8 protein-coding genes and 3 rRNA genes are annotated in these 21,443 nt (G+C 68.3%); 3 read left to right on the forward strand and 8 right to left on the reverse strand.

From position 1 onward, the window contains the following. Window positions 1–101: 101 nt before the first annotated feature. The 4 genes from rrf to OG538_RS16825 form a co-directional block, all read right to left on the reverse strand. Window positions 102–218, reverse strand: a 5S ribosomal RNA gene (gene rrf, locus OG538_RS16810). Between the two features lie 79 nt (window positions 219–297). Next, a 23S ribosomal RNA gene (locus OG538_RS16815) occupies window positions 298–3,422 on the reverse strand. 300 nt (window positions 3,423–3,722) lie between these two features. Beyond that, window positions 3,723–5,248 (reverse strand): 16S ribosomal RNA (locus tag OG538_RS16820). The 16S, 23S and 5S rRNA genes sit together here, the layout of an rRNA operon. Window positions 5,249–5,846: 598 nt before the next feature. Beyond that, a complete protein-coding gene (locus OG538_RS16825; RefSeq protein WP_406094425.1) occupies window positions 5,847–6,401 on the reverse strand; it encodes a MarR family winged helix-turn-helix transcriptional regulator in 555 nt (184 codons plus the stop codon). Window positions 6,402–6,548: 147 nt separating this feature from the next. Here OG538_RS16825 and OG538_RS16830 point away from each other — a divergent pair, with 147 nt between their 5' ends. Further along, window positions 6,549–7,856, forward strand: a complete 1,308-nt coding sequence (locus OG538_RS16830; protein WP_406100180.1) for an MFS transporter — start codon at window positions 6,549–6,551, stop codon at window positions 7,854–7,856. Between the two features lie 27 nt (window positions 7,857–7,883). On the opposite strand, the gene OG538_RS16835 is transcribed toward OG538_RS16830, so the two are convergent. Next, entirely contained in the window at window positions 7,884–9,548 is a 1,665-nt protein-coding gene (locus OG538_RS16835) for a SpoIIE family protein phosphatase (RefSeq protein ID WP_406094427.1), read from the reverse strand. Window positions 9,549–9,742: 194 nt separating this feature from the next. Beyond that, window positions 9,743–11,056, reverse strand: a complete 1,314-nt coding sequence (locus OG538_RS16840) for an NAD(P)/FAD-dependent oxidoreductase (RefSeq protein WP_406094429.1) — start codon at window positions 11,054–11,056, stop codon at window positions 9,743–9,745. Between the two features lie 419 nt (window positions 11,057–11,475). Here OG538_RS16840 and OG538_RS16845 point away from each other — a divergent pair, with 419 nt between their 5' ends. Together OG538_RS16845 and OG538_RS16850 are read left to right on the forward strand one after the other, a co-directional pair. Beyond that, on the forward strand, window positions 11,476–12,381 hold the full coding sequence (locus OG538_RS16845; protein ID WP_406094431.1) for a TetR/AcrR family transcriptional regulator: 906 nt from the start codon (window positions 11,476–11,478) through the stop codon (window positions 12,379–12,381). Window positions 12,382–12,847: 466 nt separating this feature from the next. Beyond that, window positions 12,848–14,851: a sigma-70 family RNA polymerase sigma factor gene (locus OG538_RS16850; protein ID WP_406094433.1), complete on the forward strand. Its 2,004-nt coding sequence runs from the start codon at window positions 12,848–12,850 to the stop codon at window positions 14,849–14,851. Window positions 14,852–15,205: 354 nt separating this feature from the next. Here OG538_RS16850 and OG538_RS16855 read toward each other — a convergent pair whose 3' ends face one another. Then, complete coding sequence (locus tag OG538_RS16855; protein ID WP_406094435.1) at window positions 15,206–18,598, reverse strand: AfsR/SARP family transcriptional regulator; 3,393 nt, start codon at window positions 18,596–18,598, stop codon at window positions 15,206–15,208. Window positions 18,599–18,691: 93 nt separating this feature from the next. Next, complete coding sequence (locus OG538_RS16860) at window positions 18,692–20,803, reverse strand: asparagine synthase-related protein (RefSeq protein WP_406094437.1); 2,112 nt, start codon at window positions 20,801–20,803, stop codon at window positions 18,692–18,694. Window positions 20,804–21,443 lie beyond the last annotated feature (640 nt).

A 21,443-nucleotide genomic window follows, 5' to 3' on the forward strand; every position in this document is an offset into this window, starting at 1 on the left:
GGTCGGTCTGCGCATAGAGGCTGAGGCCGGCTGCTGCATGAACGGGTCCGGAACGCAGAAAAGCCCCGTGCCACAAGGGCACGGGGCTTTCTACAATGATTGTTCGGCGGCGTCCTACTCTCCCACAGGGTCCCCCCTGCAGTACCATCGGCGCTGAAAGGCTTAGCTTCCGGGTTCGGAATGTAACCGGGCGTTTCCCTAACGCAATGACCACCGAAACACTATGAAATTAACCAACACCGGAACAAAACACGGCCGTTCGTTATTTCAGAACTAACACAGTGGACGCGAGCAACTGAGGACAAGCCCTCGGCCTATTAGTACCAGTCAGCTCCACCCGTTACCGGGCTTCCACATCTGGCCTATCAACCCAGTCGTCTACTGGGAGCCTTAACCCTTCAAGAGGGTGGGAATACTCATCTCGAAGCAGGCTTCCCGCTTAGATGCTTTCAGCGGTTATCCTTTCCGAACGTAGCCAACCAGCCATGCCCTTGGCAGGACAACTGGCACACCAGAGGTTCGTCCGTCCCGGTCCTCTCGTACTAGGGACAGCCCTTCTCAATATTCCTACGCGCACAGCGGATAGGGACCGAACTGTCTCACGACGTTCTAAACCCAGCTCGCGTACCGCTTTAATGGGCGAACAGCCCAACCCTTGGGACCGACTCCAGCCCCAGGATGCGACGAGCCGACATCGAGGTGCCAAACCATCCCGTCGATATGGACTCTTGGGGAAGATCAGCCTGTTATCCCCGGGGTACCTTTTATCCGTTGAGCGACAGCGCTTCCACAAGCCACTGCCGGATCACTAGTCCCGACTTTCGTCCCTGCTCGACCCGTCGGTCTCACAGTCAAGCTCCCTTGTGCACTTACACTCAACACCTGATTGCCAACCAGGCTGAGGGAACCTTTGGGCGCCTCCGTTACTCTTTAGGAGGCAACCGCCCCAGTTAAACTACCCATCAGACACTGTCCCTGATCCGGATCACGGACCCAGGTTAGACATCCAGCACGACCAGAGTGGTATTTCAACGACGACTCCACAACCACTGGCGTGGCCGCTTCAAAGTCTCCCACCTATCCTACACAAGCCGAACCGAACACCAATATCAAACTATAGTAAAGGTCCCGGGGTCTTTCCGTCCTGCTGCGCGAAACGAGCATCTTTACTCGTAGTGCAATTTCACCGGGCCTATGGTTGAGACAGTCGAGAAGTCGTTACGCCATTCGTGCAGGTCGGAACTTACCCGACAAGGAATTTCGCTACCTTAGGATGGTTATAGTTACCACCGCCGTTTACTGGCGCTTAAGTTCTCAGCTTCGCCGACCCGAAAGTCAGCTAACCGGTCCCCTTAACGTTCCAGCACCGGGCAGGCGTCAGTCCGTATACATCGCCTTACGGCTTCGCACGGACCTGTGTTTTTAGTAAACAGTCGCTTCTCGCTGGTCTCTGCGGCCACCCCCAGCTCAGGAAGCAAGTTCCCTCACCAGTGATGGCCCCCCTTCTCCCGAAGTTACGGGGGCATTTTGCCGAGTTCCTTAACCATAGTTCACCCGAACGCCTCGGTATTCTCTACCTGACCACCTGAGTCGGTTTAGGGTACGGGCCGCCATGAAACTCGCTAGAGGCTTTTCTCGACAGCATAGGATCATCCACTTCACCACAATCGGCTCGGCATCAGGTCTCAGCCTTAATGTGTGACGGATTTACCTACCACACGGCCTACACCCTTACCCCGGGACTACCACCGCCCGGGCTGGACTACCTTCCTGCGTCACCCCATCGCTTACCTAGTACAAGTCTGGTTCGTCGGCTCCACCACTACCCTCAACTCCGAAGAGATCGGGCCGGCTTCACGGACTTAGCATCGCCTGATTCAGTATTGGGCGTTTCAAAGCGGGTACCGGAATATCAACCGGTTGTCCATCGACTACGCCTGTCGGCCTCGCCTTAGGTCCCGACTTACCCTGGGCAGATCAGCTTGACCCAGGAACCCTTAGTCAATCGGCGCACACGTTTCTCACGTGTGTATCGCTACTCATGCCTGCATTCTCACTCGTGAACCGTCCACAACTCGCTTCCGCGGCTGCTTCACCCGGCACACGACGCTCCCCTACCCATCCACACAGGCGTTGGCCCTATATGTGTGAATGACACGACTTCGGCGGTACGCTTGAGCCCCGCTACATTGTCGGCGCGGAATCACTTGACCAGTGAGCTATTACGCACTCTTTCAAGGGTGGCTGCTTCTAAGCCAACCTCCTGGTTGTCTCTGCGACTCCACATCCTTTCCCACTTAGCGTACGCTTAGGGGCCTTAGTCGATGCTCTGGGCTGTTTCCCTCTCGACCATGGAGCTTATCCCCCACAGTCTCACTGCCGTGCTCTCACTTACCGGCATTCGGAGTTTGGCTAAGGTCAGTAACCCGGTAGGGCCCATCGCCTATCCAGTGCTCTACCTCCGGCAAGAAACACACGACGCTGCACCTAAATGCATTTCGGGGAGAACCAGCTATCACGGAGTTTGATTGGCCTTTCACCCCTAACCACAGGTCATCCCCCAGGTTTTCAACCCTGGTGGGTTCGGTCCTCCACGAAGTCTTACCTCCGCTTCAACCTGCCCATGGCTAGATCACTCCGCTTCGGGTCTTGAGCGCGCTACTAAATCGCCCTATTCGGACTCGCTTTCGCTACGGCTTCCCCACACGGGTTAACCTCGCAACACACCGCAAACTCGCAGGCTCATTCTTCAAAAGGCACGCAGTCACGACTGCATGTGCAAGCACACACAGCGACGCTCCCACGGCTTGTAGGCACACGGTTTCAGGTACTATTTCACTCCGCTCCCGCGGTACTTTTCACCATTCCCTCACGGTACTATCCGCTATCGGTCACCAGGGAATATTTAGGCTTAACGGGTGGTCCCGCCAGATTCACACGGGATTTCTCGGGCCCCGTGCTACTTGGGTGTCTCTTAAACGAGCCGTTAATGTTTCAGCTACGGGGGTCTTACCCTCTACGCCGGACCTTTCGCATGTCCTTCGCCTACATCAACGGTTTCTGACTCGTCTCACGGCCGGCAGACCGTGAAAAAGAGATCCCACAACCCCGCATGCGCAACCCCTGCCGGGTATCACACGCATACGGTTTGGCCTGATCCAGTTTCGCTCGCCACTACTCCCGGAATCACGGTTGTTTTCTCTTCCTGAGGGTACTGAGATGTTTCACTTCCCCTCGTTCCCTCCACACTGCCTATGTGTTCAGCAGCGGGTGACAGCCCATGACGACTGCCGGGTTTCCCCATTCGGACACCCCCGGATCAAAGCTTGGTTGACAGCTCCCCGGGGCCTATCGTGGCCTCCCACGTCCTTCATCGGTTCCTGGTGCCAAGGCATCCACCGTGCGCCCTTAAAAACTTGGCCACAGATGCTCGCGTCCACTGTGCAGTTCTCAAACAACGACCAGCCACCCATCACCCCACCCTTACAGGCGAGTTCACTGGGGCCGGCAACCGAAGGACGACCATGACGGCCGCACCTTCAGATACCCAACAGCGTGCCCGACACAGTCAACTCGTTTACGCGTTCCACGCCGAAGCAGTACTTACGAAAACCAGCCAACCGTGCCGAATAGTCAACGTTCCACCCATGAGCAACCAGCACCGAACATTCGCCGGTGTACTGGCCTCTGACCGAGCGGACTCGGTAAGAAGTGCTCCTTAGAAAGGAGGTGATCCAGCCGCACCTTCCGGTACGGCTACCTTGTTACGACTTCGTCCCAATCGCCAGTCCCACCTTCGACAGCTCCCTCCCACAAGGGGTTGGGCCACCGGCTTCGGGTGTTACCGACTTTCGTGACGTGACGGGCGGTGTGTACAAGGCCCGGGAACGTATTCACCGCAGCAATGCTGATCTGCGATTACTAGCAACTCCGACTTCATGGGGTCGAGTTGCAGACCCCAATCCGAACTGAGACCGGCTTTTTGAGATTCGCTCCGCCTCGCGGCATCGCAGCTCATTGTACCGGCCATTGTAGCACGTGTGCAGCCCAAGACATAAGGGGCATGATGACTTGACGTCGTCCCCACCTTCCTCCGAGTTGACCCCGGCAGTCTCCTGTGAGTCCCCATCACCCCGAAGGGCATGCTGGCAACACAGAACAAGGGTTGCGCTCGTTGCGGGACTTAACCCAACATCTCACGACACGAGCTGACGACAGCCATGCACCACCTGTATACCGACCACAAGGGGGGCACCATCTCTGATGCTTTCCGGTATATGTCAAGCCTTGGTAAGGTTCTTCGCGTTGCGTCGAATTAAGCCACATGCTCCGCTGCTTGTGCGGGCCCCCGTCAATTCCTTTGAGTTTTAGCCTTGCGGCCGTACTCCCCAGGCGGGGAACTTAATGCGTTAGCTGCGGCACCGACGACGTGGAATGTCGCCAACACCTAGTTCCCAACGTTTACGGCGTGGACTACCAGGGTATCTAATCCTGTTCGCTCCCCACGCTTTCGCTCCTCAGCGTCAGTAATGGCCCAGAGATCCGCCTTCGCCACCGGTGTTCCTCCTGATATCTGCGCATTTCACCGCTACACCAGGAATTCCGATCTCCCCTACCACACTCTAGCCTGCCCGTATCGACTGCAGACCCGGGGTTAAGCCCCGGGCTTTCACAACCGACGCAACAAGCCGCCTACGAGCTCTTTACGCCCAATAATTCCGGACAACGCTTGCGCCCTACGTATTACCGCGGCTGCTGGCACGTAGTTAGCCGGCGCTTCTTCTGCAGGTACCGTCACTTTCGCTTCTTCCCTGCTGAAAGAGGTTTACAACCCGAAGGCCGTCATCCCTCACGCGGCGTCGCTGCATCAGGCTTTCGCCCATTGTGCAATATTCCCCACTGCTGCCTCCCGTAGGAGTCTGGGCCGTGTCTCAGTCCCAGTGTGGCCGGTCGCCCTCTCAGGCCGGCTACCCGTCGTCGCCTTGGTAGGCCATTACCCCACCAACTAGCTGATAGGCCGCGGGCTCATCCTTCACCGCCGGAGCTTTTAACCTTCCCCCATGAGAGGGAAAGTGTTATCCGGTATTAGACCCCGTTTCCAGGGCTTGTCCCAGAGTGAAGGGCAGATTGCCCACGTGTTACTCACCCGTTCGCCACTAATCCACCCCGAAAGGCTTCATCGTTCGACTTGCATGTGTTAAGCACGCCGCCAGCGTTCGTCCTGAGCCAGGATCAAACTCTCCGTGAATGTTTTCCCGTAATCGGGTAGACACCACGAGAGCGGGACAACCAGGTCGGAATATGACCGGTCATCCACTATGTCCTCGCTGTGTGCATTGCCTACCAGGCCAGAGACCTGTTAGGACTTTTCAAAGGAACCTCGAACCTGCCGAAGCAGGTCGGGGTATCAACATATCTGGCGTTGACTTTTGGCACGCTGTTGAGTTCTCAAGGAACGGACGCTTCCTTTGTACTCACCCTCAGAACACTTTCTGGGGCTTTCCTCCGGGCGCTTCCCTTCGGTCTTGCGTTTCCGACTCTATCAGACTCTTTCGTGTCCGATTCCCCGTCAGCGGGGTTTGTCTTTCCGGCTGTTGGGCCGTTCCGACGTCCAAACTCTAGCGAATTTTCCCGGCGACTCATAATCGAGTCTTCGTTCTCGATTTCGGCATGCCGAAATCGATCCCGTGTGGGATGTCGCGCTGAAATTTGGTTGCCGCATTCGCGGCGGATCGGTTGTCGAAGAACCGTTCCGGCTCCGTGACAACTCGAAGAACCTTACGGAGCTCGGCAGGCCGTGTCAACCCCTCCCCCGGCGCCCCGGGCAATCGCCTCGCCGGCCGGTCTCAGCCCAGGTCGGTGAGGCGTCCGCCGGCGTCCGGCTGGGCGTGCTCGACGCGGCGCAGGAGGCGGATCAGCATCTCGCCGAGGACTCCCCGCTCATCGCCGGAGAGGTCCTGGAGCAGGTCCTCCTCGAAGTGCGTGGCCATCCGCATCGCCTCCAGCCACTTCGTACGACCCTCGTCCGTCAGCTCGACGATGACGCGCACCCGGTTGTTCTCGTCGCGGTCACGGGTCACCAGGCCCTCGCCCGCCATGCGGTCGATGCGGTGCGTCATCGCGGCCGGGGTGAGACCCAGCCGTTTGGCGAGCTCACCGGGGCCCAGCCGGTAGGGAGCGCCGGACAGGACCAGGGTTTTCAGCACCTCCCACTCGGCGTTGCTGATGCCGAGGGCGGCGACCTGCCGTCCGTACGCCACGTTCATCCGGCGGTTCAGCCTGCCGAGGGCCGAGACGACCTGCTCGACCTGGGGGTCCAGGTCGCGGAACTCGCGCTGATAGGCGGCGATCTGCTCGTCGAGGCTCGGCTCCTGGAGCTCGGGCTCGGTGGTGTCAGCCATGGCGGGCAGTATGGCACGCCCTCCGTAGCCGTCGAAGTCCTTCGGTCTGTATTGTTGACGTTCTAACTTTAGTGTTAAAGTCTTCGGGTTCGAGTCGTTCGTTCATGTGGTTTCTAGACCTTGAGGTAGGTGAGTGTGACCAGGGAAATGGGTGCAGCACTGCGGCGGATCCAGCTGGGGAGCGCGCTGAGCGCGTTCGGGCTGGGGTTCACCGTTCCGTATCTGTACGTCTACGTGGCGCAGGTTCGGGATCTGGGTGCCGGTACGGCGGGAGTCGTACTGGCGGTCTTCGCCATGGCAGCGCTCGCCGTCCTACCGTTCACCGGCCGGGCCATCGACCGTCGCGGGCCGCTGCCCGTCCTGGTCGTCGCCTCGGTCGTCGCTTCCCTGGGCGCCGCCGCGCTGGGCCTCTCCTCGGGCGTCACCGCCTCCGTCCTGTCGGCAGCGGTTCTGGGTGCGGGTACCGCCGTCATGCAGCCGGCCCTCGCCACCATGCTCGTCCGCTGCTCCGACACATCCACCCGCACCCGCGCCTTCGCGATGCAGTTCTTCCTGCAGAACCTGGGACTCGGCATCGGCGGCCTGGTCGGTGGGCTGATCGTGGACACGAGCCGGGCCTCGTCCTTCACGATGCTGTTCCTGATCGAAGCGGTGATGTTCCTCGTTCTCGGCGCCATGGCGGCGACCGTACGGATGCCGCGTAACCCTGCCGTCGTTCAGACGGCGCCGGCCGACGGGTCCGCTCCGCGCGGTGGGCTGCGGGTGCTGCTCTCGCACCGGGCCATGGTGCAGCTGTGCGTACTGGGCTTCGTGGTGTTCTTCGCCTGCTACGGACAGTTCGAGTCCGGCCTCGCGGCATACGGCACCGAGGCTGCCGGGATCCAGCCCTCGACGCTCGGGGTCGCGCTGGCCGCCAACACCGCCGTCATCGTCGTGGCCCAGTTCGTGGTGCTGCGCCTGGTGGAGCGTCGCAGGCGCAGCCGGGTCATCGCCTCGGTGGGTCTGATCTGGGCGTTCGCCTGGATCGTGGCGGGCTATGCGGGTCTCGGACACGGCAGCCAGACCATGGCGACCGCCGCGATGATCTCGACGTACGCACTGTTCGGGCTCGGCGAGTCGATGCTTTCTCCGACCGTCGCGCCGCTGGTCGCCGATCTGGCGCCGGAATCGATGGTCGGTCAGTACAACTCGGCGTTCGCGCTGTGCAAGCAGCTGGCGCTGGCGGTCGGTCCCGCGGTGGGCGGTCCGATGGGGGCGTCGCTGCACGGCCCGTACATCGTGACGTTCGTACTGTTCTCGCTGGGCATCACGGTGCTCGCCCTGCGGCTCGGGCGGCGGCTCACCCCCGTACAGGACCAGCCTTCGCTCGCGGCCGTGCCGTCGCGGGTGGTGGCCGTGTCGCTGCCGGAGAACACGTCGGCAGCGGTGCCGGCGCCCGTCGCCGCCGTGCACTGACGGGGCGGGCCGGCGGGCCCTGGTCCGCTACTGCGGCAGCGCGAATTCGCACCAGACGGCCTTGCCGCCGCCGGGTGTGCGGCGACTGCCCCACGAGGTGGCGATCGACGCGACGATGGAGATGCCCCGGCCCGCCTCGTCCCCCGGTTCGGCCCGGCGGCGTCGCGGCAGGTGGTCGTCGCCGTCCGTCACCTCGATGATCAGCCTGCGGTTCGTGCGCCGCAGACCCAGGCGCATCGGCGGCGTCCCGTGCTGCAGGGAGTTGGCCACCAACTCACCTGCGGCGAGGACGCCCAGGTCGCACAGTTCCACCGGGAAGCGCCACGACGTCAGTACACCCGTCGCGAAGGCACGGGCGCGCGGTGCCGCCTCGATGCCGCCGAGCAGATCGAGCGAGGCGTTGTGGAAGAGTTCCGCGGTCGCTCCGGTGCGCGCGGGGTGCTGGACGACCAGCACCGCCACGTCGTCGTCGTGTTCCGCCGTGATGTTGAGGGAGCGCATCAGGCGGTCGCAGACCACCTGGGGCGACCCCTTGGCACCTGAGAGCGCGCGCTCCAGCGAGGCCACGCCCTCGTCGATGTCCTCGCTGCGGCGCTCGACCAGGCCGTCCGTGTAGAGGACGGCGGTGGAGCCGGGCGGCAGTGCGATCGTGCCCGAGGTGTGGATCCAGCCGCCGGTGCCGAGCGGGGGTCCGGTCGGGTCCTCGGCGCGGTGGACCGTGCCGTCCTCGTCGCGCACCAGGATCGGGAGGTGGCCTGCTGAGGAGTAGACGAGCAGCCCCTCGTTGGGGTCGTGGACGGCGTAGGCGCAGGTCGCGATCTGGCTGGCGTCGATCTCGGCGGCGAGTCCGTCGAGCAGCTGGAGCACCTCGTGCGGCGGGAGATCGAGGCGGGCGTACGCGCGTACCGCTGTGCGCAGCTGGCCCATCACCGCGGCCGCGCGCACGCCGCGGCCCATCACGTCCCCGATGACCAGCGCGGTGCGGCCGGCGCCGAGCGTGATGACGTCGTACCAGTCGCCGCCGACCGCGGCGTCCGTGCCGCCCGGCTGGTAAGTGGCGGCGATCCGCAGGTCGTCCGGCTGCTCAAGCTCCTGCGGGAGCAGCGAGCGCTGAAGGGTGACGGCCGTTTCGCGGAGGCGGCTCTCGCTGGTGCGCAGTCGCTCGGCCGCTTCGGCGTGGTCGGTGACATCCGCCGCGTACACGAGGACGCCGCTCTCACGGTGGTTGTCGCTGTCCTGCCGCACGGGGGTGCAGGTGATCGTGTACGAATTGCCGCTGCCGGCCTTGCGGGACTTGACGGTGCGCGGCGTGCCGCTGCGCAGGACCTGGTCCATCAGAGGGAGCAGGCTGAGCTCGGTGAGCTCGGGCATGGCCTCGGCCGCGGGAACACCGCAGGGGCGGGGGCCGAAAGCTGCGGCGTAGGCGTCGTTGACGTACGCGATGCGGTGGTCGGGTCCGTGCACCAGGGCGACGAGGGCGGGCAGCCGGCCGAGGATGTCGCGGGCGGAGAGGTCTTCCAGGGCGGGTGCGGCGGACGCGGCGCCGGGCCCGTCCTGACCGCCGTCCGGAGGGCCCGACCCGGTGTCGGCCTGTGCGTACTCGGCGCGGGCCGCCGGTACGGGACTGCGGTCGTCCCGGGCGGCTCGACGCTGCGTACCGGGTAGGCGGGCGCTCCAACGCGTGAAGTTCACGGAATCCATTGCCTCGTGTGTCGGTCTGGTCCGCTCGGGCGGGCTGCTTCCTCTGCCGGGGGTCACAAGTATGTGGTGGCGGTCTCTCGCCCCCGGGGACGGTCTTCCTCGATGGTCACTGTCGGTCGCTGCCGGCCGGGTCACTCTGTGCAGATGTGAGCCCACCTATGGTCACACGTCCAGTGTGTCGGACCCTACTGACAGTCGTCGTCCGGCCGGGGGCGCCTTCCTGCGGCGATCTGGAACTCGGCCCTGGGGTGTTCCAGTGAGCCGAGGGAGACGATCTCGCGCTTGAAGAGTGCGGCGAGGGTCCATTCGGCCAGCACCCGGGCCTTCCGGTTGAAGGTCGGGACGCGGCTCAGGTGGTACATGCGGTGCATCAGCCAGGCCGGATACCCCTTGAGGCGGCGGCCGTACACGTGCGCGACGCCCTTGTGGAGGCCCAGGGAGGCGACGGAGCCCGCATAGCTGTGCCGGTAGTCCTTGAGCGGGCGGCCGTCGATCGCCGCGACAAGGTTGTCGGCGAGGACCTTGGCCTGGCGGACCGCGTGCTGGGCGTTGGGGGCGGTCTCCTTGCCGGGTTCGGCCGCGGTCAGGTCGGGGACGGCGGCGGCGTCACCGGCGGCCCACGCGTGCTCGGTCCCGTCGATGGTGAGCCGGGCGGTGCAGACGAGCCTGCCGCGTGCGTTCAGGGGGAGGTCGGTGGCGGCGAGCAGGGGGGCGGGTTTCACTCCGGCGGTCCACACGAGCGTGCGGGTCGGAAAGCGGGAGCCGTCGCTGAGCACGGCGATCCGGTCCTCGCAGGACTCCAGGCGGGTGTCGAGGCGTACGTCGATGTTGCGGCCGCGCAGCTCCCGGACCGCATACCTGCCCATCGACTCCCCTACCTCGGGGAGGATGCGGCCGGTCGCCTCGACGAGGATCCATTTCAGGTCCTCGGCCTTGATGTTGTGGTAGTAGCGCGAGGTGTAGCGGGCCATGTCCTCCAGCTCGGCGAGCGCCTCCACTCCCGCATAGCCGCCGCCGATGAAGACGAAGGTGAGTGCGGCGTCGCGAATGGCGGGGTCGCGGGTGGCGGACGCGATGTCCATCTGCTCGATCACATGGTTGCGCAGGCCGATGGCCTCCTCGATGGTCTTGAAGCCGACGCCGTGATCGGCGAGGCCGGGGACCGGGAGGGTGCGCGACACGGATCCGGGGGCCAGGACGAGCTCGTCGTACGGGATCTCGACGGCGCCGGTGCCGTCCTCGCCCGTCGCGAGGGTGGTGACGGTCGCGGTGCGCTTGGCGTGGTCGATGCGTCGGGCCTCCCCGACGACGATGGTGCAGTGCGCCAGCACCCGGCGGAGCGGCACGACGACATGGCGCGGCGAGATGGAACCGGCGGCGGCTTCGGGAAGGAACGGCTGATACGTCATATAGGGGTCGGGGGTGACGACGACGATCTCCGCCTCACCGCTTCTCAGTCTCTGCTTCAGCTTCCGTTGGAGACGCAGCGCTGTGTACATCCCGACATAGCCCCCACCGACGACGAGAATGCGCACACCCGGCGGGGGGCCGGGGGGTGTTCCCCCGGAATCTGAAGCCATCACCACCCCATGACGCAACGTGCGCAGGAGTTTGTCCACAGCCCCGGCAAATTGTGTGACCGGAGGTTCTGTACGGACCTCAGGTGACAGCCGTGCCGCTTGTGCGGAAGTCGTGCAGGTCAGGGGTTACGGGGACGGCCTCGGGAGGGGCTCCGATCGGTGACCGGCCGGTCCGCGCTCGGGCAGGAAGGCGCTCCCGGCGGGCTGCCCCCTTCTGAATTGACCCGGGCTCAACTATGTTCATATGTCGTCGGGGTGTCGGATGGTGACCATCGATCCACCCTCGACTGACACGGCGGGAGTCTCCGGGGGGAGACGTCATAACCGGGGGAACTGTTATGCATATTCAGGAATCGCATTGGCCGACTGCTGCGGTCACGTCCGAAGGAATCGGGCAGATCGGGGCAGTCGGCACGGTGAGCGGTGTCGGGACCGCCGCATCGTCGGAAGCCGTGAGCGTGCTGGGAGCCGCACTCGGCGCCCAGGCCGGCGGAGTCGTCGCACACGCCCGCTCGGCGCCGCTGCGCGTGGACGCCCAGCGCAATCTGGAGCACGTGCTGCGGGCCGCACGTGAGGTTTTCGGCGAGCTGGGGTACGGCGCGCCGATGGAGGACGTGGCGCGCCGCGCCCGGGTCGGTGTCGGCACGGTGTACCGCCGCTTCCCCAGCAAGGACGTGCTGGTTCGCCGGATAGCCGAGGAGGAGACCGCCCGACTGACCGACCAGGCCCGGTCCGCGCTGGGTCAGGAGGAGGAGCCGTGGTCGGCGCTGTCGCGCTTCCTCCGGACCTCGGTGGCCTCGGGCGCCGGGCGGTTGCTGCCTCCGCAGATACTGCGGGTCGGCGTCGAGGCCGAGGAGCCCGCGGCGGTCGGCGACGAGGGGTCCGTACGGGTCGCGGACGGTGAGGCGGGAGAGGCGTGGGACGAGCCTCGGGTGCCGCAGCAGCGCCAGGAAGCCGGTCAGACTCCGGTCCAGGCGGGTCCGCGGGTGGCCGAGCGCCGTCCCGTACCGGCGGACGAGGTCGTGGACCTCGGCGCCGGGGCGGCGGATCTGCTGGAGGTCGTGGGCCGACTGGTCGACCGCGCGCGGACGTCCGGTGAGCTGCGCCGCGATGTGACGGTGGCCGATGTGCTGCTGGTCATCGCGACGGCGGCGCCCTCGCTGCCCGACGCGGCTCAGCAGGCGGCGGCCTCGGCCCGGCTGCTGGACATCCTGCTGGAGGGACTGCGCTCGCGCCCTGCGTGAGCACGGCCGTCGACACGTCGCGCGGGCCTGCGTGAGCACGGCCCGTCGACGTGTCGTGCGCGGCGGGTGTGAGTGCCGACGGCCCTCGTGCCGCGGCGGTAAGGAGTGGGTGCGGACGTCGTGCCCTGCGCGGCGGTGCCAGGTCGGGTGGCCGTCGTGCCGCGCGCGGGTCGCACTCTCATCCGTCCGGCCGGGGGCGCCGTAAGGAGAGAGGTCCGTCGGTCCGCGTCCGTACGCCGGTCTGCCGCCGTACGGACGAGCCGCTCACGGCGCGACTCCCGCGTCCGGTCCAACTGGCGCGTCAACATATCCCGTTACTCCTTCCCCGAATGAGTGCCCGCTAGCGCACCCCTTCGGGAAAACGCCCCGGATGAGTGGTTGACGGGGCTGAAGGGTCACCGTTTCCGCGCTCTGTGGCACGCTTGCCCGGTATTCGGGTCCGACAGCGCATACGGGGGCGTCCGCGATGAGCGGTGACGGGCAGCAGGAAGAGTCGCTCGACGGTGTCTCCACCGCGGACGGCGGCACCGAAGCGGCCGGGCGGGCCAGTCATCAGGTGCCGAGCCAGGCCGGGTCCCGACGCCCGGACGCAGGGGAAGAGGGCGGCGGCACGGTCCTGCCAGGGCCGTGGCCGCCCGCTCCGGTCGAGAACCCGGCGGGCACGGCCACGGACGCGAGCGATGTCGCAGCCGCGGTGCCCATGCAGCGGATGCCCAGCCGTACGCCCGCCGGGGACGGGCCCTCCGACGCCCAGCTGATCCTGCGGATGCGGGACGGCGACGACCTCGCGTACGAGGAGCTGTTCCTTCGCCATTCCGACGCCGTGCGCCGCTACGCGCGTACCTGCTGCCGGGATGCGCACACCGCCGACGACCTGACGGCCGAGGTCTTCGCCAGGACCCTGCAGGCGGTACGGGGCGGCAAGGGCCCCGAGGAGGCCGTGCGGGCCTACCTGATGACGGCGGTCCGGCACGTCGCCGCCGCGTGGACGAAGACCGCGAAGCGTGAGCACCTGGTCGACGACTTCGCGGTCTTCGCCACGCAGGCGACGCGCACCTCGGAAGTGTCGGACGCGGACACGCTCGATCTGGGTGCCGACGTGCTGGCCATGCACGAGGCCGAGCAGTCGATGGCGATGCAGGCGTTCCGCAGCCTCCCGGAGCGCTGGCAGGCCGTCCTGTGGCACACCACCGTCGAGGAGGAGTCGCCCAGCGACATCGCCCCGCTGTTCGGACTGACGGCCAATGCCACGTCCGTGTTGGCCAGCCGCGCCCGTGAGGGGCTCAAGCAGGCGTACCTGCAGGCCCATGTGAGCCAGGCGCTCACGTCCGGCGGGGACTGCGCGCGCTATGCCGACCGGCTCGGCGCCTATGCCCGCGGGGGTCTGCGGATGCGGGCCGAGCGCGGCCTGCGCGGCCATCTGGACGAGTGCGCGAAGTGCCGGCTCGCGGCAGGCGAACTGGCCCATGTCAACGCGGGGATCCCCGCGCTGCTGCCGGTCGCGGTCATCGGCTGGTTCGCCGCCGGATACGCGCTCAAGGCCGCCGGAATCGTGACGGGCGGCGCAGTCGGGGCCGCGGGTGCGGGGGCCGCGGCCGCGGCGACCGGGGGAAGCTCGTCCGGGGGTTCCGCCGGTGGCGCCGCCGCTTCCGAGGGGCTCGGGGCCCCGGCGAAGGCCGGTATCGCGGCGACCGTCGCCGTCGCGGCCGCGGCCGGACTGGTGTGGGCGCTGGTCGGGAACGACCAGCCGCGCCCCGAGGCGAAGCCGGTGGCCAGGCCCCCGGCCGTGGCACCGGCCGTGCCGACCCCCCTGCCTACCCCCGCGCTGTCGAAGCCCAAGCCGGCGCCACCGGCTCCCGCGCCGCCGGAACCCACGCCGACGCCCACGCCGAAGCCCACCCCGACGCCCACGCCGACCCCGAAGCCCACCCCGACGCCCACGCCTCCGCCGGTGCCGAAGCCCACGCCTCCGGCGCCCCCCGCGCCCAAGCCCACACCGACGCCTACTCCCCCACCGCCGCCCGCGCCGGCCCCGGAGGTGTACCAGGTCAGCGAGCTGGCCTACACCTTGCTCGGCGACCACACCGACCCAGAGGTGGTGCTCAGGGAGAGCAGCTGGGTCTGGCAGCGGTCCGGCATGTCGGTCGGCGGCACGCGGTACGCGCACGGGGTGACGGTCCACAGCCGTTCCTCGGTCTCCATCCAGTTGAACCGCCAGTGCACGCGTTACGAGGCGATGGTCGGCGTGGACGACCTGACCATGGGACTCGGCTCGGTGCGGTTCTCGGTGTTCAACGGCGCCGGGGCGCTGCTGTGGGAGTCCCCGGTGATGAACGGCGACGATCCGGCGGTTCCGGTGAGCGTCGGCATCGAGGGCCAGGAGCGGATCCGGCTCGTCGTGGAGCCGACGACCCCGTTCGGCGGGATCGCCCTGGCCGACTGGGCCGAGTCGCGCATCAGCTGCCGCTGAGGGAGCGCGAGCCGCCCCGTACCTAAGGGCTGTCCCGCAATTCCTGGTGGATCAACGTGCGGCGTCAGATGCGGTGTATCGCAAGGCGGAGAGCCGCCCGCATACTGGATGTATTCGGGCGTTTCGACAACGCGGCGAAGTGCCGTAGCTGTCGTCGTGCGCCCGCCAGGAATTGCGGGACAGCCCTTAGGCCGGGGGAACCACCGGCGTGTGGAAGGGAGTCGTCTCGTCCAGCGTGCGGGGTGAACCGCCCCGGCCCGGGTGGGAGCGTAACGTACAGCGCGAGTGACGCAGTCGTTCCGGGGCCGACTCGCTCATCGTGAAGTGCTCGGCGACGCCCGTGTCCCTCGGAGGTCACGGAAGGTCCGCGGCGAGCCCTTCCAACAGGTCGATGACGTCGTCGATGGTCATACCGAGACCTGCGACGCGCTCCTCCTCGTACCGCAGCGGACCAAGTTCCTCACGGGCCAGCCGCTCGGCCGCATCCACCTCGGCCTGCTCCGCCTCGGTCCTGGGTCCGGACAACCGCCAGGTGTCGGCGGCGGCCAGGATGCGTGCGGCGGCTGCGTGACCGCCCACCTTCGGCAGCACGGTCACCACGCCGTCCGCCAGGTACGCGGTGACGATCTCGGCGCACTGCGCTTCCCTCGCCGCCACCAGAGCCGCCGTCAGCCCGCGCAGTCCGACGACGGGGCCGCCCCCGGGCTCGTCCACGGAGATCCGGGCCGAGAGCCCCTCGAGCGCCACGGTGAAGTGCGACGGCGGGCCACCTCGTCCGGCCTCCTTCTGGGCGGCGACGAGCAGGGGGCGGGCGGTCGCCGCATCACCGTGGTGGAACGCCATGGTGGCCCGGAGGTAGTGGGTGTAGGCGGCCGCGTCGTGCACCTGGTGGCTTTCCGCCTCGGTCTCCGAACGGTCCAGCCCCAGTGCGGCGGCTTCCAGGTCGCCCGTGCGGTAGGAGAGTTCAGCGAGCCGGGCCAGGAGGAACGGGGCGTCGGCGTGGGCCCCCACCTCGCGGGCCAGCAGCAGCGCCTCCTCGTAGGCCGCGCGCGCCTCGTCGTACCGCCCGCGCATCATGCCCGCCTCGGCTGCGGCGCTCGCGACCTGGGCGCGCATCCACCGGTCGCCGATGCGGCGGCTCAGGACGCGTAGTTCGGCGAGGTCGTCGTCGATGCCGGGCATGCCTCCCGGCATGTCGACGAGCATGTGGGTGCGGAACATCAACGTGACGCCGTACTCCCACTCGCCCCCGTGGACACGAGCGTTGTCGACGGCCGCGTCGATCTTCCGCCGTACGTCGTCCGTGGTCCCGGTGAGGAACGAAGTCATCGGCCAGAGCAGCCCGGGGAACCGGGCGCCCCGCGGCCCGGAGGAGGCGAACGTCTCGGCCACCCGGCTCACGTGCGCGTGGAGCTGGGCGTCGTCCTGGTTCATCTCGGTCGGCCCGCGATCCGCCGCGTAGAAGAACCAGAGGATGTGGAGGTTCATCCGGTCCCAGTACCGGGGGTCCGTCTCGTCCGAGGGATCCGGGCCCAGCGCCAGGGTCTTCTCAGTCCAGGAGAGGCCCTCGGGACGGTAGTTGCGCAGCCACCAGAACCAGCCCATGCCCAGCACCAGCCGTGTCGCGTCAGGTTCACAGGGCAGAGCGGGGGAGGTGGTGCGCTGGAGTGCGGCGCGGATGTTGTCGAGGTCCGTCTCAAGGCGCTGGATCCACGGGAGCTGCTCGCCGGAGCGCAGGCGGGGCTCGGCCTCCTCGACGAGCGCGGTGAAGTACGCGGTGTGGGCGCGCCCAGCGGCCTCCCGTATGTCCGGGGTCTCGGCCATGCGCTCGACGGCGTACTCGTGAATGGTCTCCAGAAGGCGGTAGCGCATCGTGCCGTCCTCGGCCGGGGCCGCGACGACCAGCGACTTGTCGACCAGGGCGCCGATCAGATAGGCGGTGCCGGCGCAGCTGTGGGGGCCGGGGCGGGGCGGTGTACTGATGACGGCTTCCGCGGCGGTCAGGTCCCAGCCGCCCGCGAAGACGGAGACCTGGCGCAGAGCGGTGCGTTCGTCCTCGTCAAGGAGGTCCCAGGACCAGTCGACGACCGCCCGCAGGGTCTGCTGTCGGGGCAGCACGGTCCTGCTGCCACCCGTCAGCAGGCGGAACCGGTCGTCGAGCCGGTCCGCGATCTGGCGGGGGCCGAGCAACCTCAGCCGGGCGGCGGCGAGCTCGATGGCGAGCGGCAGCCCGTCCAGGCGGCGGCAGATCTCAGCCACGGCTCCCGCATCGTGGGCCGGTTCGTGCTCGGGGTCGAAACCGGGGCGGACGGCCCTGGCACGCTCGGCGAACAGACGGTGGGCGGGCTCGGCGGGCAGCGGGTCCACCGGTCGTACGGACTCGCCGGGGACGCCGAGCGGTTCACGGCTGGTGGCGAGGACGCGCAGGAGCGGGCAGCGGGTCAGCAGGATCTCGGCCAGAGCGGCGGCCGCGCCGATGACGTGCTCGCAGTTGTCGAGGATGAGGAGGACGGGCCGGGCGCGAGAACCGAGGCGGTCGACCAGCAGATCGACCGGGTCCGTGCGCGGGAACGGTCCCTCGGGGGCGCTGTCCCGCAACAGCGCCGTCTCGCGCAGCCCCAGTGCTGACAGCACGGCTCCCGGGACGGCGTCGGGGTCCTCCACCGGGGCCAGTTCGGCAAGCCAGACGTCACGGGGGGTGGCGTTGGTGCGGTCCTCGCGTGATGCGGACTCCTCGGCAAGGCGGGTCTTCCCCGAGCCGCCAGGGCCGATGAGGGTGACCAAGCGGGACCGGGTCAGGTCGTCCCGGATGGCTTGGAGCTCGGGCTCGCGGCCCACGAAGGAGGTGAGCCGGGGACGGAGGTTGCCGCGGGGCGGTTTCACGTGAAACGTGCCGGTCGGGGCGGGGGTGGGCGGGATGGGGGCGGGGGCGAGCAGTTCGTGGTGGAGGGAGGTCAGTTGGGGCCCGGGGTCCGTGCCGAGGCCCTCGGCGAGGGTGCGGCGCGCGTCCTCGTACGCGGCGAGCGCGTCGGCCTGCCGGCCGTCGGTGCGCAGGGCACGGATGAGCTGGGCACGGAAGCGTTCGTCGTACGGGTGGGCCGCGGTCAGCTCCGTCAGCTCGGCAACGAGGGCGGCAGGGGTCGGGGTGGCGTAGGTCGGGGTGACGTCCGGGGCGCTGGGGGTCGGGGTGGCGGGGGTCCGGGTGACGTCCGGGGTGCTGGGGGTCACCTGTGTCCCGGTCACCGCGCAGCGCAGGTCGGCCTCGATGCGGCGCTCCAGTGCGGCCAGCCGGTGGGCCTCGGGGCGAAGGGCGTGGCCCTGCTTCCCGTCGGGCAGGTCCGCGAGGGCGGGACCGCGCCAGAGTGCGAGTGCGGTACGCAGGGTGCGGGCCGCGTCGGCCGGGGCATCGGCCTCCAGTTCGGCTCCGCCCTGCCTGGCCAGTCGCTCGAAGACGTACAGGTCGACGTCGTCCGGCCGCGCGGCCAGGCGGTAACTCCCGGGGCCGCTGGCCAACGCCTCCTTGCCCAGCGACCGCCGCAGCCGCCCGACAAGGGCCTGGAGCGCGGCGGTGGCGTCCGCCGGGGGCTCATCCGCCCAGACGTCCGCGACGAGCTCGGTGACGGGCACGGCGCGGCCCGGCCTCAGGGCCAGTGCGGCGAGCAGGGCGCGCAGTCGCGTACCGCCGAGGGGCAGCGCAGTGCCGCGCTCGTCCCGCGCCTCCGTGACACCCAGAATCAGATACCGCACCCCGCCATTGTGGCCCGCCGCTCGCACGCCAGGGCATCGAAGGCCGCACCCGTCACGCGGAGTGGGACACCGGACGTGGGAAACCGGCTGCGGCTACCCCTGCAGCGACCGCCGTGCCGGGGCCACTCCGCCGGCGACCGCGCGCTGCCGGGGCGCCGCCGACCCGGTCCAGCAGGTCCCGCGCCGCGAGATGAGACGGCGCAGCCACAGTTCCGTGGACGCGAGATCGGCCAGGCCGTCCAGAGGGAGTGGCTCTCCCTCGGAGGCGGCGCGCAGGGCTTTGCGTACGACGCGGGCCTCGACCAGACCCGCGTCGGCGAGTAGCGGGGCGTCGAAAAGGGCGATCAGCTCGGGCAGGGAGGCGCGCAGACCGGTCCGGGTGACGGCGGCCGAGGTGGCTTGGGACGGGGTGCCCCAGCCGGGCGGCAGTTCGTGGATGCCCGCTCCCGCAAGGACCCGGCGCAGGATCGCCGCGCGGGCGCCCGGCTGGACCCTGAGGGACTCGGGGAGCGCGCGGGCGGCGCGCACGACCTGGTTGTCCAGGAAGGGGGCGTGCAGCCGCTGGCTTCGGACTTCGGCGGCCTGTTCCAGGATTCGGTGACCGGCGGCATGCCGGGCGAGGGAGGCCCTGGCCCTGGCCTCGCCGGGGCGCTGGACGGAGGTGGGGCGGATCGCCGCCTCCTGGAGACGAACGGACACTTCGGCCAGCGCCTCTCCGGTGAGCCACCGTGCGGCAGGGCCCGGCCGGGACCAGGCCAGCGCCGCGAGGGAGGCGTCGGCGGGAGTGTCGAGGTCGGGGGTGAGGCGGTTGGCGTCGGGCAGGCGGTCGGCCGCCGCTTCGAGACCGGTGCGGTAGGACGTACGGGCCAGCCGACGGGCGGCCCGGTAGACGGTCAGCGGCACGAACAGGGAGTGCGCGGAGGGGCGTTCGGCCTTGGCGAGCGCGGCGACGGGGCGCACCAGATGGCGCCGTCTGCGATCGATCAGCAGATCTGCGAGACGGGCCGGATGGGCGTCGAGCACCTGCCGGGCGCCGTCGCCCACGAAATGGTCGGCGCTGCCCGCGGAGAGGCGGCGGCGGTTGCGCTCGACGAGGACGAGGGAGGGGGCCGGCTCGTCGGTGAGCGGCCCGTTCTCCAGGTCGGCGTAGGGCAGGGCCTCTTCGCCTGCGGCCACCACGACGTGGTGCAGCCTCGGGTTGGCGGCGATGAGGCGGGCGCGTTCGAGCTCGTCCTCGTGCGCGCGGGTCGTCAGGTCGTTGAACGTGACGGCGAGCAGCCGCTCGCCCGCTCCGGTGCCATGGCCCAGGATCGTGCCGGGCAGACCGGGGAGCCCGGCGGCGAGCAGGGCGAGCGTCGCGGAGGCGCTGCCCCCGGAGAGGTCGGAGCCGATCCCGGGGACGGGCGCGCCCCGGGCGGCACGGCGTTCGGCAGGGCCCATGCCGGGGACGGGGCCGGGGTCGGGCGGCAGGGTCTCCGGGGCGTGGCGCGGCGCCAGGAGTCTGGCGCGCACCGCCTCGACGAGGGCGTCGCGCACCCCGTCGACGGCGCTCACCGGATCGAGTTCGGGCGCGGCCACGGCGAGGGAGGCCACCGCCTCGTACCCCGTGATCTCCCGTGAGCCCTCGCGGAGGATCAGCGCATGGCCGGGCGGGATGCGCTTCACGCCCTGGTACGGAGTGCCGTCGCGCAGCGCCTCCGGGGTTTCGGGGCAGGCGAGCAGGGCGGCGAGGTGACCGATGTCCAGCTGGGCCTCGATGAGGTCGGCGAGGGGGAGCGCTGCGGTGGCGTACGCCGTGCCGCCGGCCCAGGGCGTGTAGAAGACGGGGCGCGCTCCGGCGAGGTCGCCGGCCACGGTGATCCGTCGGCCTATCTGGACGACGGCCGTGTAACTGCCGGTCCATGCGGTGAGGTGGCGCAGCGCTCCGCCCCGGGCGGCGAGCAGCCCTACGCGCAGTTGTTCGTCGGTGGCACCGCAGCAGCCGAGGACGGCGAGCCGTGCGGTCGGGGCGCCTTCAGCGGTGTTCACCCGGACGGTACGGATCTCGTCGGGTCGCCAGTCGCCCACCGCCCAGAGCGGATCCGGGTCCCCCCAGAGGAGTTGGGAGCCCACGGGGTGCATCGTGCGCCCCTCGTCACTGCCGCCGACCGCTCCGACCGTGCCGAAGCTCGCGGCGATACTGCTCCAACCCACCAACCAACGCACCGCCGCCTCCACAGGCTGTGGACAAAACGGCGCAGCAGGGCAGTATCGGGAGAACTCCGGTAACGCACGGCGCCGTTGCGGACATGCTGCCACGACAACGGCGCGCAGGAGTGGCTACGGACGGCGCACGTCGTGAGCGCATGCGCCCCTGGCAAAGGCCGGAGAGCAGCCGTCGGACCTGGCGTTCCGCGAACGGCCCGCGCGCGTCGGCCCCGACGGCAACGGAGCCACGGATTCCGCGCGTTGCTTGCGCTACAACGCACCGCGGAACGACGACCCGGATCCGGCCACGCCGGCGCATCAACCGGGCGGCCGCCGAGATGTCGCGGAGCCGTCGGCCCAACCTCCGTCGACCGGCGACATCAGGCCAATCTGGGAAGGCGCGGGAACCGATCAATCAGCTCGAACCGACGATATTTACCCGTGTTCGCACCCGTTTGTTCCGAGCTGCGGGGAGGCCTCGGGCGTACCTCGCACGCGCCCGGAAGGGCTCCGCCGCCGACCCGGGGACCGCCCGGACGGATCGCCGCCGCACCGGCGCGACGCACGGTCCGGGAGGCGCGGTCCGCCCCCCGGACCGGTCCGCCGCCTGCGGGGAATGAGGCGACGGTGTTCCCCCAGCCCGCTGTGTCCAGTGCAG

Source organism: Streptomyces sp. NBC_01013, assembly GCF_045162765.1.
GTDB lineage: Bacteria > Actinomycetota > Actinomycetes > Streptomycetales > Streptomycetaceae > Streptomyces.

Coding starts and splice junctions, on each gene's coding strand:
- OG538_RS16825 (WP_406094425.1), bottom strand. CDS start 6,401: ATGGCTGACACCACCGAGCCCGAGCTCCAGGAGCCGAGCCTCGACGAG.
- OG538_RS16850 (WP_406094433.1), top strand. CDS start 12,848: ATGAGCGGTGACGGGCAGCAGGAAGAGTCGCTCGACGGTGTCTCCACC.
- OG538_RS16840 (WP_406094429.1), bottom strand. CDS start 11,056: ATGTACACAGCGCTGCGTCTCCAACGGAAGCTGAAGCAGAGACTGAGA.
- OG538_RS16845 (WP_406094431.1), top strand. CDS start 11,476: ATGCATATTCAGGAATCGCATTGGCCGACTGCTGCGGTCACGTCCGAA.
- OG538_RS16830 (WP_406100180.1), top strand. CDS start 6,549: ATGGGTGCAGCACTGCGGCGGATCCAGCTGGGGAGCGCGCTGAGCGCG.